We start from the raw sequence: 15,935 nt of genomic DNA on the forward strand, positions 1-15,935 counted from the left end.
TCAGGTCACCTCCGATCCGCGGGCCCAGCGCGGGACGCGTTGCCGAGGGGCTTCGCGCGCCGAGGGCCGAGGGGCCTCGGGCGCCGGGAGGGGACTCGCGGCGGCAGGTGTCGCCAGCAGCGAGGCGGCCAGGGCCAGGTGCAGCAGATACGGCGAGGCGTCGCCGAGACCGGCCTCGGTGTAGGAGGCGATCGCGCAGTAGCTGATCAGGAAGATCGCGCAGGCCCTGGACAGCGACGGCGGCCGCAGCAACGCGACACCGCCGAGCACCACGATGATCACCGCGACGAGGGCGACGCCGATCAGGCCCTGCTCGTTGTAGACGGCCAGCCAGCTGTTGTCGATCGGCAGCCCGCCGAACGACTTGTCGCCCAGGCCCACGCCGAACAGCTGCTCCGAGGTCGACCGGGGCGCGGTCAGCAGGGCGTCCCAGACCTTGGCCCGACCGGTGAGGCTGGAGAAGTTCTCCTGGTCCTGCCCGCGCAGGAACCACGCCTGCAGCGCGGAGGCGAACCCCGCCGCGGCCACCGCGGCGCACAGCACCGTCCAGGTGAAGAACCGGCGGGCCGCGGCGCTGGTCAGCAGGAGCGAGCCGATCGCCAGCGCCAGCCCGACGAGCAGGCCGAGCGTGGCCGTCCGGGTGTGGGTCAGCACCAGCAGGACGAGGGAGGGCACGATGACCACCGCCGCGCCGACCCGGTCGGTTCGGCGGCCCAGGACGAGCAGCACGGTGAGCCCGATGATCACCGCCGCGTACTGCCCGATCTGCGGCGGGGTGAGCGGCCACAACGCGCCGACCAGGCGTCCGCCGTAGAGGTCGGGCAGGGCCGCACCCGGTGAGGCGACCAGGCCGGCGGCCACCGACCCGAGCACCGCGAAGTACGCCCGGATGTGGTGCCGGACGAACGTCATACCGCCGTCCCACCAGCGGCTGAGCAGCCACAGCGTGCCGACGAAGACGGCCAGCCGGGCGCAGCGGAACAGCGCGCCGTAGCCGGACTCCAGGTGCGCACTGGAGATCACGCTCACCACCAGCAGCAGGGTGAGCAGGAGCACGTACGCGCTCGGCCGGATGCGCAGCCGGATGTTGACCGCGAGCGCCAGGCCGAACGCGGCGACCAGGGCGCCCATGGTGACCATCTGGATGAGGGAGCGGGGCAGCGGGACGATGGTCTTCGCCCCCGCGGAGCCGAGCGTGTTGAGGACCAGCAGCCCCCACACGATCCCGACGATCCTCGGTGTGCCGGCGGGGCGCGGTGCGACGACGGTTCGCGTGCTCATCTCAACCACCCGCCTGTGCGCGGTAGGTGCTGTGCGCGTCCTGCCGGTACGGCGCGTCCTGCCAGTCCTGGAAGTCGAGCACCTTGCTCGGGTCGTGGACGACGAAGGCCCACGGACCGACGTAGACGTTGTCGTGCCAGCGGTTGTGCTGCTTGAGGGTGATCGCCTCGGCCACCTTGTCGCCCTTGTACGGCGACCAGTCGGGATAGGTGCCGTAGTTGGAGAGCACCGCCATGCGGTCGCACCTCGTCGCGCACTCGACGACGGACTTGTCGAGCACGAAGCGGTTGCCGTGGATGTCCACCCGTTGGGTCTTCCACCGGCAGTCGGCGTAGAGCGGTGCCTCGGCGATCGACGACTTCGCGCAGCGGCTGGGCTTGTTCACCAGCAACGTGCAGTCACCGGAAGAGGTGTTGGCCGGGCTGTTGCAGAACCGGTCGGCGTTCTCCCACAGGGTGATCCCCGACCAGTTGTCCTCCAGCACGTTGCCGTAGATGTCGATCTTGTCCGTGCGGGCTCGGACCCGTGGTTCGCCGCCGGACTCCGACAGGTAGATGGTCCCGTACGGGAAGTCGTCGCCGCGGTCGGCCGCCTTGCGGCCATCGACCCAGTTGTTCCGCCGGATCGTGTTGTTCCGGATGACCGCGTTGTAGCTGGTCTCGTAGATCAGCGCGGCACCGTCGTTGGCTTCGAGCACGTTGTCCTCGATGCGGAAGTCGTTGTTGTCGGTGTCCGCCCACAACCCGGCTCCGCGGTTGTCGTGCACCCAGTTGCCGCGCACGTCGGCGCGGTTGACGGCCCAGAACTTGATGCCTCCGGTGCAGCCGCAGCCGGGCTGCCGCCGCTCCCAGTCGTCGGTGTTGTTGCCCACGATCTCGTTGCCCTCGACCACCAGGTTGCTGATAGGGCCGTTGCCCTTGTACGCGTTCATGCCGTACTGGCCGTTGGCGCGCAGGCAGTTGGCGCGGACCTGCTGACGGGAACCGGCCATCAGCCCGGCGCCGGAGTTGTGCTGGATGGTCGAGTGCTCGATGACCCACCCGTCGGCCGAGTCGTGGTTGACCACGCCCTCGTCCTGGGGCGCGACGAAACCCTGCACGGTCAGATAGCCGATGGTGACGTCGCGGGCGGTGCCGCCGAACGCGTACTGGTTGGTCTTCCGGCCGTCGAGCACCGCGCCGGGCGCGCCGAGGTAGCGGTCCCCTGTCTTGGGGAAGACCTGGGCGTAGCGGTCCGGGTCGAGCCGGTGCTTGCCCGGCCGGAGCCAGAACGTGGTGTGCGGCGGATGGCTCTTGGTCTTCGCGGCCAGGTCACCGACCACCGCGGGGTCGACCGTCACCGCGCCCGCCGGTGCCTTCTCCGGTCCGGCCGCGGGCCTGGCGCACACCCGCGCCACGGATCGGGCCGCGGCCGTGGTCGGTCCGGCGGCCGGCTTCGCCGCCCGGGCGTCCGACGTGCCGTCGCAGCCGCTCACCGCCAGCAGGGCGAGCGCCAGCAGCGCCGTCGCCCACGCCCCATGCCACCTCATGTTCCCCACGCGCCCCCCTGGCCGCCGAACCTGAGGACGGTGGTGAAGCCCTCCGCCCCGTCGGTCAGGCCCGTGCCGACGAGCGTGGTGGCGGGTTCCTTGCGCCCGAACCCCGCGGAGTACCAGCCCAGCGGCGGGTCGCTCTCGCCGCGGTGCGCCCGCCAGGACAGCTTCCCGGGCAGGTCGAGCACCGCCGTACGCCCCTCGCCGTCCCGGATCCAGGTGAGCACCGCCCGGTTCCCCACCAGGTCCGCGGCGATCGCGGGGCCGAGGTGGAACGCCAGCCGCACGGCCCGGCGCGGACCGCTCACCTCGTCGACCACCCTCAGCTCCCGGCTCGCGGCGGTCAGCTCGACCCGGCGGCGGTGCACGGAGGGCCGGTAACCGTCGTGCTCGGCGCACCAGCGGGCCACGCCGTCGCCCGAGGGGTCCGCGGCCAGGACGCGGCTTTCGGCATGCCGGGTCCACAGGAACGGGCCGCCGGAGGCGGACTGGTCACCGCCGTCCAGCTCCAGGGTGTTGTGGCCGAGGGTCGAGCGGAAGTACCGCCGCCACTCGGGCTGCCCGTGGTAGCAGAACGTCCCCGGGTCGGCGAACACGTCGACCCCGTCGTGCCGGACCTCCACGGACAGCGCGTCCGCGTGGGCGTGCGCGGCGATGGACAGGAAGCCGTGCGGGCCGGCGTCGCAGCGGCACCAGATCTCCTCCGGACCGCGCAGGATGGTCATGCCCGCGTCGGCGAAGTGGGCCGGTCGGTCCGCCGGGCGGGACACGGTCGGCGCGGAGGGCCTGATGAGCGCGGCCAGCAGTGGGGTGCGCACATCGGTGCCGGTCACCGTGGGCCACCAGGCGAGCCGGCCGAACACGGCGTCCCCGGTGGCCAGCAGCGAGGCCCAGCGGTCCGTGCCCGCGCCGTCCAGGACCAGGCCGTGTCCGTCGTCCGCGTCCCCCTGGCGCGGCGGCCGCAGCCGGCCGTCCACGACGGCCGCGAGTGCGTCGGTCATCCGCAGCAGCACCGACCGGACGGTCGCGGGGACCGGCACCCCGGCGGCGTCCGCCTCGGCCACCGCGGCGAGACCCAGTTCCAGGACGAGTCCGTGGTACTCGGTGGCCAGCTCGCGGTTGAGGCCGGAGGGGAAGGTGTTGCGTCGCAGGTGCCGCTCCAGCGAGCGCAGCGCGTCGGCCCGCCAGCGCGCCGAGGAAGGGAACCAGCCGAACGCGCACGCCGCCGCGAACTGTCCGGCGGCCTCGGCGATGACGTGGTTGTTCGCCGAGGACCCCCGGCTGGGGAAGGCGGCCAGCCAGCGCTGGTGGTACCAGATCTGGTGCAGCGCCACCGGGTTGTCCTCGAACAGCCCGGCCGCGCCCGGCCAGGCGTTGAGCAGCCGGCGGATCCACACCCAGGACAGCAGCCGGATGCCCAGCTCGATGCCGCTGATCCAGTGGACCCCGCGCAGGGGTGGGTTGGCCGCCCACCACGACCGCAGGTGCTCGGCCACCCGCTCGGCGTACCGGTCGTTCCCGGTGATCGCGTAGGCGGCGGCGAGCTGGGTGAGGTACTGGTGCCGGGACAGCTCCCAGATCTGCTTGATGTCCCCGACCGCGTCCTCGTCCCGGTACGGCACGTCGAAGGCGTAGCCGTCCGGGGCCCGGCGCCCGGTCTTCGGGTCGCGCGACCAGTCCGGGTCGGCGAGGTCGTCGCGGACCACCCCGAAGTACTCGGCGTGCCCGTGCATCAGCCGGTCCGCGTCGGCGATGAGGCGTTTCGCGGCGTCCGGTGGCACCGTGGCGATCGTCCCGGCGGGCAGCACGGCGGTGAACCCGGCGCCGGTCACGCTCGGACGGTCCGGCCGGGCCGACCGCCACCGGTGCCTGCGCACCGTGTCGGCCACCCGGCCCGCGACCTCCCGCGGTCCCATGCGGGACAGCCGCCGCAGGTACCAGCCCGCGCTCATGGTCATCGCGCCCCCGCCAGCGTCACCGGCGCGCCGCTCGCCAGCCCGGCCTGGACGGCGAGCGTGGCCGCCGTGGTGGCGACCAGCGACCCAAGCGGCACCGGCATCGGCCCGCCGGTCCGCACGGCCCGGACGAACGCGGCCAGTTCGGCGTTCTGGCCCTTGTCCCGGGCCTTGGGCAGCCGCGAACTGACCCACCGCTTCCGGCCGTACACCGAGGCGCGCACGAAGTCGTCGAGCCGCAGCGCACGCCCGTCCGCGATCAGGTCCAGCGTCTCCTTCGGGAAGCCGGACGGGCCGGAGGTGACGTAGCTGATGGTGGCGGTGGACCCGTCCGGGTAGCGCAGCACGACCTGGAGGTCCTCGTTGCCCGAGGGGGCGCTCGCGTACACCGAGACCGGGTCGGCGTCGAGCAGCCAGCTCGCCGTGTCGATGAAGTGCCCGCCCTCGCCCGCGAACCGCGAGCCCTCGGTGCCCTGTTGGAGGTACCAGCTGCCGTGGTCGAGGCGTCCCGCGTTCACCAGGTAGCGGAGGTTCGCCGGGCCGGTCCGGGTGCCGAAGCGCCGGCGGGCCTCCTGCAGCAGCGGCGCGAACCGGCGGTTGAAGCCCACCTGCAGCCGGTCGTTGCCGGACTCCTCCACCGCCGCGAGCACGCCGGCCAGTTCGTCCTCGGTGAGGGCCAGGGGCTTCTCCACGAACACCGTCTTGCCGGCCAGCAGTGCCTTCCGGGTGAGTTCGGCGTGCGAGCTGTGCCGGGTGACCACGAACACCGCGTCGATGGACGAGTCGCCGAGCACGGCGTCGAGGTCGGTGGTCGCCTCGGCGAAGCCGAACTTGCGCTGCGCGTTGGCGGCGGACAGCGCCGTCGTGGTGACGACGGTCGCCAACTCCACGCCGTCGCGCTGTGCCAGGTGCGGCAGGAGCATCGACGTCGCGTAGTTTCCCGCGCCGACGAACGCCAGCCTCACCGGCGTCCTGGTGGCGCGGGCCGGACTCGGCTGCACGCTCACCGCGGGCACCGCCACCGCCGGGGCCGCCGCCTCCCCCGTGTCCCGCGCCTGTTCCGGGTACCGGAACAGCACGGCCACGGCCTTCAGGTCGCCGTCCTTCAGGCGCTGGTACGTCTCGACGGCGTCGTCGAAGTCGGCGACGTGGGAGACCAGGGGTGCCACGTCGACGCTGCCGCGGGCGACGAGATCGAGGAAGCACGCCAGGTTGCGGCGCTCGGTCCAGCGCACGTAGCCGATCGGGTAGTCGCGCCCCTCGAGCTCGTACTCCGGGTCGTAGCGGCCGGGGCCGTAGCTGCGGGAGAACCGGACGTCGAGCTCCTTCTCGTAGTACGCGTTCCAGGGCAGGTCCAGGCGGCACTTGCCGATGTCGACGACCCGGCCGCGGTCCCGGCTCAGCTTGGCGGCCAGCTCGACGGGCTGGTTGCTGCCCCCGCCGGCGGCCAGGTACACCTGGTCCGCGCCCGCGCCGCCGGTGAGCTCGGCGACGGCGCTCTCCACGGCCGCGGACGCGGGATCTCCGCAGGCCGCGGCGCCCAGGCGCGCGGCGAGTTCGCAGCGCGCCGGGTCGGGGTCGGCCCCGACGACGCGGACTCCCGAGGCGGCGAGGAGCTGCACCACCAGCTGGCCGATCAGCCCGAGGCCGATGACCAGTGCCACCTCGCCCAGCTGCGGCTCGCCCCGGCGGACGCCCTGCAGCGCGATCGACCCTACGGTGGCGAAGGCCGCGTGCCGCGGCGCGAGGCCGTCCGGCACCGGGACGTAGAGGTTTTTCGGCACCCAGTTCAGCTCGGCGTGCAGCGCGTGCTCGTTGCCGGCGCAGGCCACCAGGTCGCCGACCTTCACATCGTCGATCCCGGCGCCGACCTGCTCGACCACCCCGCACAGCGAGTAGCCCAGCGGCGTGTAGGAGTCCAGCTTGCCCATCACCTTGCGGTAGGTGGCGGGCACCCCGTTGGTGGCGACGCTCTGCATGACCTTGGCCACCTGGTCGGGACGGGAGCGGGCCTTGCCCAGCATCGACATGCCGGCCTCGGACACCTTCATGAGCTCGGTGCCGGTGGAGATCAGCGAGTAGGCGCTGCGGACCAGCACACCGCCCGGCTTGCACCCCGGCACCGGAACGTCGAGCACCGCCAGCTCGCCGCTCTTGTAGTTCTGCACGACCTGTTTCACCCGAACTCCTCTGAAATTCCTAAGCCGTCAACCGAGTGCTCTGGCCGGACCCAGAGGTCGCGTCGCGATACCAGTACTCGAGGGTCAGTACGTGCCACAGATGCTTGGAGAAGTCCCGCCGGCCGGCGGCGTCCTCGGCGACCATCCGCGCCAGGGCGTCGCGACGCAGGAACCCGGAACGGACCAGCTCGCCGTCGTCGACCACCTCGCGCACCAGCGGTGCCAGATCCCGGCTCATCCAGGCGCGCAGCGGGGCGCTGAACAGGCCCTTGGGCCGGTACACGATCTCCCGGGGCAGGACCGAGGCGGCCGCCTCCTTGAGGACGGCCTTGCCCTGGCGCCGGACGATCTTGCGATGGCCGGGCACGGCGAACGCGGCCTTCACCACCTCGACGTCCACGTACGGCACCCGTACCTCGGTCGACGCGGCCATGCTCGACCGGTCCGTGTACGCGAGGTTCAGGCCCGGCAGGAACATCCGGGCGTCGGTCAGGCACATGCGGTTGACGAAGTCGTCGAGGTCGTTGTCCCGGTAGACGTCCGCGTGCTCGGTCAGCACGTCGTCGACCGTCCCGGCCAGGTCCGGATCGAGCAGGGCGAGCAGCTCGTCCCGGTCGTACATGGTGTAGCTGCGCCGGAAGGCGGTCTCCTCCGGCAGGTCGGCGAAGGACAGGAACCGCTTCGCGAAGCGCACCGAGCGGTATCCCCGGCGGGACGTGGCGACCGGCAGCCGGTCCACGGCCGCGGACAGGCCGCGTCGCAGGGGCCGCGGCAGGCGCTGGTAGCGCAGCGCGATCACGTTGGCCAGGTGCTTGCGATAGCCGGCGAACAGTTCGTCGGCGCCCATCCCCGAGAGCATCACCTTGACCCCGGCCTCCCGTGCGGCCGAGCAGATCAAGTACGTGTTGATCGCGGCGGGGTCGCCGATCGGCTCGTCCAGGTGGTACGTCATCTGCGGCAGCAGGTCGAGCACGTTCGGGGCGATCTCGATCTCGTGCAGGTCGACGCCGAACCGCGCGGCCACCTGCCGGGCGTAGCGCAGGTCGTCCGGCATCGCCTCGAACCGGGCGTCCTCGGCGCGGAACCCGATCGTGTAGGCGGAGATCCCCGGCCGGTGGCGGGCCGCCAGCGCGGTCAGGTAGCTGGAGTCGAGGCCGCCGGAGAGGAAGGTCGCGACGGGTACGTCGGAGAGCAGGTGGCGCCGGGTCGACTCCTCGACGACGGCGGCGAGGTCCGGCTGCTCGCCGGCCGCGGCCCGCTCCCGGCCCTCGGCGGCGACGTCCTTCGGATTCCAGAACCGGCCGCGCTGCACCCGGCCGTCGGGCCGGCACCTCAGCCAGCTCCCCGGCGGCAGCTTCTCCGCTTCGCGGAACGCGCACCGCGAGTCGGGCACCCAGTAGTACAGCAGCGAGGCCACCAGCGCCGCGTGGTCCACCTCCAGCGACCCGCCGGTCGCGGTGGCCAGTGCCTTGAGCTCCGAGGCGAACACCAGGCCCGCTCCGCGCCGGAGCAGGAAGAGCGGCTTGATTCCCAACTGGTCGCGCGCCAGGACCAGTTCACCGGTTCGCTCGTCGAAGATCCCGAAGGCGAACATGCCGCGCAGCCGGGGCAGGCAGTCCGTGCCCCAGCGCCGCCAGGCCTCGAGCAGTACCTCGGTGTCGGAGGTACCGCGGAAGCGCACCCCGGCGGCTGCCAGCTCGGCGCGCAGCTCCGGCGCGTTGTACAGCTCGCCGTTGTACGTCAGGGCGAGACCGTCCGAGACCATCGGCTGGGCGCCGGTCTCGGACAGGTCGATGATGGCCAGCCGGCGGTGCCCGAGGTGCACTTCGCCGTCCCCGGCGCGGTGGCTGTACCGCCCCGCTCCGTCCGGACCGCGGTGGGCGAGGGTCTCGGTGAGCCGGTCGGTCACGACCTTGCCGTCGGGCCATCGGTACGTGCCTGCGATGCCACACATGTCTACCGCGCCTCCTGGTCGTCGCCGGGGACACGTGCGGCCCAGATCGGCTGCCGCTCCGTGCGTGGCGGGTTCGCGCCGTTGGGCCGGGGCAGCCGCCCGGCTCGGCCGCGCAGCGCGGTGTGCACCCCGTCCCACAGCGTGCCGTCGGTCCGGTCGCGCGGATCGGGGTCGATCAGCACCACACCGATCACCGGAATGCGCTGGTCCGCGAGTTGCCGCGCCACGGTGTGCAGCCATGCGGCGCTGCCGTGTCCGGCACGCACGACGAGCACGGTCTGCGTGCCGAGGTACTGCAGGTCGGTCCACGCCGTGCCGGGGGTCACCGAGCCGACGCCGATCCGGCGCTCCTGAGCCGGCACCGTCGCGGCGCGTTCGCCGCCGACCACGGCCGGGTCTCCCGGCTTGCGACGGCGGCCCGCGAGGTTCAGCCCGGGCAGGGCGTCGACGACGGTCACCGGCCCCTCCGCCGTCATGGCCCTGGCGAGGTCCAGGGCGATCACGCTCGCGCTGCGCGCGCAGCCCAGTTCCAGCAGGGAGACCGCTTCATCGGAGCCGCGCGTGGCGCGGACCAGGGTCGCGGTGAGCCGTTCGCGTGTCACCCGCGTCCGTCGGCGCTGCCACCGCCTGCCCGAGCGGCGGGGGAGCTCCGCGATGACCGAGGCGCCCAGGTGCGCGGCGATGTCCCGGCGCAGCACGGGCCGGTCGGCCACCACCGCGCCGACCGCGGCCAGTGAGAGCCCGAGGACGAGACCGAGGACGAGACCGATCCCGGCGTCGGTGGCAAGCGCCTTGGGCAGGGAGTGAGGCACCGCGCGCGGGGCGTCCACGATCTGCGTGCCGGCGACGACCTGGGGTGTGCCGGTGCGCGCTTCCGCGGCGCGCTCGTCGAAGTCGGAGATGCGCGAGTTGAGTTCGGCGCGGCGGGCGAAGAGCGACTCGATGCTCGCCGCCGCCTTCGGGTCGCTGTCCGGCGAGCGGTCTCCGATCTCCTTGTTGACCTGGGCGAGCTCGTTCCGCATCCGGTCACGCTGGTCGAGCAGGGCCTGGGCCTCGGCCTGCGCGGTCTGGCGCATCCGCCGCACGTGGTCCGCGACGAACGCGTCGGCCAGCGCCTTGGCGCGGGCCACCGCCTGCGCGTCGCTGTCGCCCGTCACGGTGATCTGCAGCAGGTTGTTCGTCAGGCCGGCGCCCCGGTAGTCCCGCATGAAGTCCTCGGGTCTCTCCGCGGACCCCAGGGACTTCAGGGCCTGGTCGGCGATCCGCGTGGTCCGCAGCAGCTGGACGTCCGTGCGGATCAGCGTTCCGGTGTCGTTCGGCTGGTCCTCCGCGTGCGCGACCAGCACTTCGGTCACCGCGGTCGGCGGCGGCGGCATCAGGACCGCCACCGCGGCGCCGACCAGCAGGCCGAGCAGCGCCATGGCGCACCAGAGGCGGCGGCGCCTGCGCACCGCGACCACCAGCGCCTGCAGGTCGATCAGCGGAGTGGCGGCCGACGACTCCGCGGTCGTGTTCGTCGTCACACCGAACCTCCCGTCGCATGGCCGTGCACCGCGAGCGCGAGCGTGGGGTCGTCCGGAGGCCGGCCCTGCGACCGCGTCTCACGGCTGCGGACCGCGCCGGCGACGACGATGCCGACGACCTCGTGCCCGCCGTCCGCGCACGCCTCGGCGATGCCGGCGAGTTCCTCCGCGGTCCGGCTGCCCACGCCGAGGACGACTACGGCACCGGCCTCGGTGGTGCGGTCCGGCACGACGGGCCGGTCCACCGCGACCTCCACCACCCTCAGCTGGGGATCGCCCTCGCCCTCGGCGACGAGCTGTCCGGCGGCGCGGCGGGCGATCTCGTCGCCGTCCGGTACGACCACCAGGAGCCTTCGCGGGGCGGGCAGTTGGTCCCGGAGGCGAGCGCACACCCGCCGGTAGCGGATCCGTCTGCCGACCTCGTCGCCGGACCTCTGCGGGGCCGGCAGGTCCCACCGGGTGTCGATGCCCAGCAGTCGGCGCATCCAGGCCCGCGGGCCGCCGTGTCCCGGCCGGTGCGCGCCGCGCCGTCCCTGGGGCACGTCGACGGTGCCCAGCAGCGCCGAGCCCAGTGCCGCCGCGATCTCCGGTTCGGTGCGCAGCCGGCGGTTCATCCGTGCGGCGACGAGATGGCCGATGACGGCGAGCAGGAAGAACAGCAGCGCCCCGCCGGCGATGAGCTGCATCCGTGTCGGCGGTGCCTCGCCGGTCGGCCGGGCCGCCGGCCCCATGACGACCATGCCGGCCTTGCCGGCCGCCGGGTCGGCCTGGTCCAGCTTCGTCATGGCGTCCTCCAGCGAGGTGCGCAGGTTCTCGAGCGCTGTGCGGGCCTGGACGCTCTCCACGGTCTGCCCCGGATCGGCCGCCTTGGCCAGGTCGGTGATGCGGCGGTTGGTCTCCTCGACCTGCTTGCGCAACGCCTCGGACCCCGTGGCCGCGGAATCCGTGGTGCCGCCCGCGATCCGCGCCGCGAACTCGACGAACTGCCGGGCCACCTGGTCGGAGAGCTGCTGCGCGCGCTTGGGGGTCTCGGCCGTGCCCGAGATTTTGATGATGTTCCCGTCGGAGGCCTTGGCGGTCACGTGATCCCGCAGATCGGCGCCGCTGACGCCCCTCCAGCCGAGCGCGCCGGCCGCGCGGTCGACCACCGTGGAACTGGTCGCCACGTCCACCTGAGTCAGCAGCTCGCGCTCCTCCCACTGCCCCGGCAGCAGGACCGATGCCGACGTCGTGTACCGCGGCGGAAACACCACCGAGGCGCCGTAGCCGACAAGTGCGCCCACGACGGCGAGGGCGGCGAGAAGCCGCCAGCGCCGACGGAAAATCCGCCCGATGGTGACCAGGCGTATCGTGTCCTCGCTCAACTGCGCTGCCTCTTCCCTGTTCGGACCGGATGGCTCGCCGACACCGGGGTGTGGCCACGGCAGGCGGCGGCGTAGGCGGCGAGCAGTGACGCCTGCGAGTTCTGCCAGGAGAGCGGCCCGCTGATCCGCTCCTGGCCGATCTTGCCCATCCGCGCCCGCTTGTCCGGGTCGTCCATCAACACCGCGATCAGCTCGGCGAATCGGGCCTCGTCGTTGGCGGGTGCGTAGACGGCGGCGTCACCGGCGGAGACGCGCGCCTCCCGCAAATCGAACGAGACGATCGGCCGGCCCATCGCCATGTACTCGAGGACCTTGTTCATGGTCGACACGTCGTTGAGCGGATTGCGCGGGTCCGGGGAAAGGCACACGTCCGCCGTGGACAGGTAGCGCACCAGGTCGGCGTCCGGAATGCGCCCGGTGAACTGCACCTGCTCCGTCAGTCCGAGCCGCCGGGACAGCTCCACCATCGCGTCGAAGGCGTCCCCGGAGCCGACGAACACCGCGTGCCAGTCGGTCCGCCCGAGCTCGTCGCGCAGCTTCGCCAGGGCCCGCAGGGCGTAGTCGACGCCGTCCTGAGGGCCCATGACCCCGAGGTAGCACAGCAGATGAGGCTTGCCGCGCTTCAACTCCGGTTCGGGCGGCACGGGTTGGAACCGGTCGACCGCGGGCGCACTGCGCACCACGAAGACGTCCTCCGGCCGCCGGCCGCCGCGGCGCAGGGCGACGTCCCGGTAGCTCTCGTTGGTGGCGAGGACGACGTCCGCGGCCCGGTAGGTCCGCCGTTCCAGCGCGCACACGGCGCGGTAGAGCAGATCCTCACCGCGGTCGAACCGGGAGAGGTACAGCTCGGGCACCAGGTCGTGCTGGTCGAAGACGAACCGCGCGCCGCGCCGCTTCAGCCACAGTGCCGGCAGGAACAGCAGGTCGGGCGGGTTGCAGGCGTGGACCACGTCGACCGGGCCGACTTTGCGGGCCAGCCGGGCCGTGTGCCAGAGCGCCGATCCGTACTCCCTCAGGTAGCCGGCCGGCCCTCCGGTGGCCGCGCGCAACGGGTAGCGGTGGATCCGCACCCCGTCGATCTCCGCCTCCGGCTCCGTGTCGCGCTTGCTCCCCTGCGGGCAGATGACGTGCACCGTCCAGCCCGCGTCGCGCAGCGTGGTGCACTCCTGCCACACCCGCCGGTCGAACGGCACCGACAGGTTCTCCACCAGGATCAGCGCGCGCCGGTCTGATCCGTCGCCGCTGGTCGCGTTACCAAGCAAGGCCCATGTACCCCGGTTCTGTCCGGCGCGCCTCGGCGTCGGGAAGGCGGATGAGGTCGACGATCACCGGCTTCTCGCCGTGGGGCAGCGCCGACAGCACGGCCGGGTCCCTGGTGCCGACCAGGCACACCTCGGCGTGCTGCAGCACCTCGCCGACGGAGTCCGCGAGCAGCTGCGCCAGGTGCGGCAGCCGGTTCTCGATGTACTCGCGGTTCGCGCCGAGCAGCCGGGAGAGGCTGACGTTGGCGTCGTAGATCTTGAGGTCGTACCCCTTGCCGAAGAGCCTCTCCGCCAGCTCGACGAGCGGGCTCTCGCGGAGGTCGTCGGTGCCGGGTTTGAAGGACAGCCCGAACAGGCCCACTCTGCGCCTCCCGGTGCGCTCCACCAGGTCCACCGCGCGCTGCAGATGGTCCGAGTTGGAGGTCAGCACGTGGGAGAGGATGGGCACCGAGACGTCGGCCCGCTGTGCCGCGTGGACCAGGCTGCGCAGGTCCTTGGGCAGGCAGGAGCCGCCGAAGGCGAAGCCGGGCCGCAGGTAGGCGGGGCTGATGTTCAGCTTGCGGTCGGCCAGGAACACGTCCATCACCTGGTGCGAGTCCACCCCGAGCGCCTGGCACACCGCGCCCAGCTCGTTCGCGAAGCCGATCTTGAGTCCGTGGAACGCGTTGTCCGCGTACTTGATCGCCTCGGCCGTCGGGACCGGCACCCGGAACACCTCGCCGGGCAGGCCGTCGTACAGTGCCGTCACCGCGTCGCCGCTCACCGGGTCGAGTTCGCCGATGACGGTCTTGGGCGGGTCGAAGAAGTCCCGCACGCTCGTGCCCTCGCGCAGGAACTCCGGGTTGACCGCGACTCCGAAGTCCACCCCGGCCGTGCCGCCGGTGTTCTTCTCCAGGATCGGTACCAGCAGGTTCAGGCAGGTGCCCGGGAGCATGGTGCTGCGGAACACGACGGTCTGCCGCCCGCCCCGCTCGGCCAGCGCGGCGCCGATCTGTTCGGTGACCCGCTCCAAGTAGCTGGTGCACAGGCTGCCGTTGGGCTCCGACGGCGTGCCCACGCAGACCAGCGATATCTCGCTGGCCATGATCGCCTCGCGGACGTCGCGGGTGGCGCGCAGCGCTCCGGTCCGCACCACGTCGGCGATGAGCTCGCCGATCCGCTCCTCGACCACGGGAGCCTTGCCGTCGTTGACCAGGTCGACCTTCACCTGGTTCACATCGACGCCGATGACCTCGTGGCCCATGCTGGCCAGGCACGCGGCCGATACGCAGCCCACGTAGCCGAGCCCGAAAACGCTGACTCTCATGATCCGTCTCTCCCCCCGGGCAGGCCCTTGCGGCCTGAGCTCTTCCACGGCAGGCCCTGGTGGCCCGCGTTCCACGCGCCGGCCGGGCGACGCCCCCCGCCCATCAGTAGGCCCCCTGCCCGTGGAGTACCGCGCGCATCGTCTTCCACAAGATCACGGTGTCGAGGGCGAGCGACCAGTCCTCCACGTAGCGCAGGTCGAGGCGGACCGCCTCCTCCCAGGGCAGGTCGCTGCGCCCGCTGATCTGCCACAGGCCGGTGAGCCCGGGCTTGACCAGCAGCCGCCGCCGGATGTCCGGGTCGTACGCGGCGCACTCCTCCGGCAGTGGAGGCCGCGGACCGACGAGCGACATCGATCCCGTCAGTACGTTGAACAGCTGCGGGAGTTCATCGATCGAGTACCGGCGCAGCACTGCTCCCACGCGGGTCACCCGAGGATCCCGGCGAAGCTTGAACAGCAGCCCGGCACCCTCGTTGCGGTCGGCGAGCTCGGCACGCGCCCCGTGAGCCCCGGCGACCATGGTGCGGAACTTGAGAATGGTGAACTCCCGGCCGTCCTTGCCGACTCTGCGCTGGCGGTAGAAGGCCCCGCCCCGGCTGTCCAGCACCACCAGCAGGGCGACGAGCGCCATCAGCGGCGCGAACAGCACCAGCAGGACCGCCGCGCCCACCCGGTCGACCACCCCCTTGATCGCCCGGCGGCCACCGGTGAAGGTGGGCATGCTGACCCGCAGCAGCGGGATCCCGAGCACCGCGTCGACGTGCAGCCGCGGACCGGCCACCTCCATGAGCACGGGGGCCACGACCATCTCGGCGTCGCTGCCTTCGAGGTTCCAGGCCAGCCGCTGCAGCCGGTCCGGCGTCCAGTGCGGGTCCGGTGTGACGGCGACGACGCGGTAGCCGTCGTGGCGCACGTGCTTGGCGACGTCCCCCAGTTGGCCGACGACCGGCACCCCGTCCAGCTGGTCACCGTCACGGCCGCGACCGTCCGGCGTGCACACCGCCTCCACCCGCCAGCCGATGTGCGGGAACTTGCGGGTCCGGCTGATCAGATCGGACACGGTGGCCGGGCTTCCGGCAGCGAGCACCGGCCTCAGGCACCGCCCTTCCTTGCGCTGTCTGTGCAGCCAGAGGCGGAGCACATACCGCGCGGTCATGGTGACGAGCGCGATCGCGGGGACCGCGACGAAGATCCAGAGCTTGATGTTGCGCGAGGTGAGGGCGATCCCGCCGAGCGCCAGGACGACGGTCGCCGTGAACAGCGAGCGTCCGAGCCGGCGGAACTCCTCGGCACCCTGGCCGAGCACGGCCGGGGCCCACGACCGGCTCACCGCAAGCGCCCCGAGCACCAGCAACTCGGTGCCGAAGGCGAGAATCCCCCATTTCTCATGCCAGTTGGCCGCGTCCCGGGCCCCGAAGAAGTTGCCGATCACCCCCACCACCACGCCGGTGGCCACGGTATCGCTGATGATCACGGTACGGCGGTACCGCTGCTCCCAGTCGTTCGCGGGCTGGCTGATGGCGCCGTTCGCCAGACGCTCGCGCGCCGACGGAAAAAGGCCGACTAGTCCCCCCTGCCG

At 72.4% G+C, this 15,935-nt stretch carries 10 protein-coding genes; all 10 read right to left on the reverse strand.

The window, feature by feature from the left end:
• Entirely contained in the window at window positions 1–1,281 is a 1,281-nt protein-coding gene (locus tag ACLU3S_RS01600) for an O-antigen ligase domain-containing protein (protein WP_413949852.1), read from the reverse strand.
• Between the two features lies 1 nt (window position 1,282).
• Complete coding sequence (locus tag ACLU3S_RS01605; protein WP_413949853.1) at window positions 1,283–2,809, reverse strand: right-handed parallel beta-helix repeat-containing protein; 1,527 nt, start codon at window positions 2,807–2,809, stop codon at window positions 1,283–1,285.
• On the reverse strand, window positions 2,806–4,770 hold the full coding sequence (locus ACLU3S_RS01610) for an alginate lyase family protein (protein WP_413949854.1): 1,965 nt from the start codon (window positions 4,768–4,770) through the stop codon (window positions 2,806–2,808). The genes ACLU3S_RS01605 and ACLU3S_RS01610 overlap by 4 nt, the downstream gene beginning before the upstream one ends.
• Entirely contained in the window at window positions 4,767–6,947 is a 2,181-nt protein-coding gene (locus ACLU3S_RS01615; RefSeq protein ID WP_413949855.1) for a bi-domain-containing oxidoreductase, read from the reverse strand. Before ACLU3S_RS01615 ends, ACLU3S_RS01610 begins: the two co-directional genes overlap by 4 nt.
• Window positions 6,948–6,966: 19 nt before the next feature.
• Window positions 6,967–8,901 carry an asparagine synthase (glutamine-hydrolyzing) gene (asnB, locus tag ACLU3S_RS01620; protein ID WP_413949856.1) on the reverse strand — a complete coding sequence of 645 codons (1,935 nt, stop codon included), beginning with the start codon at window positions 8,899–8,901 and terminating at the stop codon, window positions 6,967–6,969.
• Between the two features lie 2 nt (window positions 8,902–8,903).
• Window positions 8,904–10,424: a Wzz/FepE/Etk N-terminal domain-containing protein gene (locus ACLU3S_RS01625; protein WP_413949857.1), complete on the reverse strand. Its 1,521-nt coding sequence runs from the start codon at window positions 10,422–10,424 to the stop codon at window positions 8,904–8,906.
• On the reverse strand, window positions 10,421–11,788 hold the full coding sequence (locus tag ACLU3S_RS01630) for a YveK family protein (protein WP_413949858.1): 1,368 nt from the start codon (window positions 11,786–11,788) through the stop codon (window positions 10,421–10,423). The genes ACLU3S_RS01625 and ACLU3S_RS01630 overlap by 4 nt, the downstream gene beginning before the upstream one ends.
• Window positions 11,785–13,050 (reverse strand): glycosyltransferase family 4 protein, encoded by a 1,266-nt coding sequence (locus ACLU3S_RS01635; protein ID WP_413949859.1) that lies wholly within the window; start codon window positions 13,048–13,050, stop codon window positions 11,785–11,787. Before ACLU3S_RS01635 ends, ACLU3S_RS01630 begins: the two co-directional genes overlap by 4 nt.
• The gene (locus ACLU3S_RS01640; RefSeq protein ID WP_413949860.1) at window positions 13,040–14,356 is read right to left on the reverse strand and encodes a nucleotide sugar dehydrogenase; all 1,317 of its coding nucleotides are present in this window, start codon (window positions 14,354–14,356) and stop codon (window positions 13,040–13,042) included. The genes ACLU3S_RS01635 and ACLU3S_RS01640 overlap by 11 nt, the downstream gene beginning before the upstream one ends.
• 103 nt (window positions 14,357–14,459) lie before the next feature.
• A partial coding sequence (locus ACLU3S_RS01645) for a sugar transferase (protein ID WP_413949861.1) occupies window positions 14,460–15,935 on the reverse strand: 1,476 nt, incomplete at its 5' end.

Origin of the sequence: Streptomyces sp. AF1A, from assembly GCF_047340315.1 — a bacterium.
Lineage (GTDB): Bacteria > Actinomycetota > Actinomycetes > Streptomycetales > Streptomycetaceae > Streptomyces.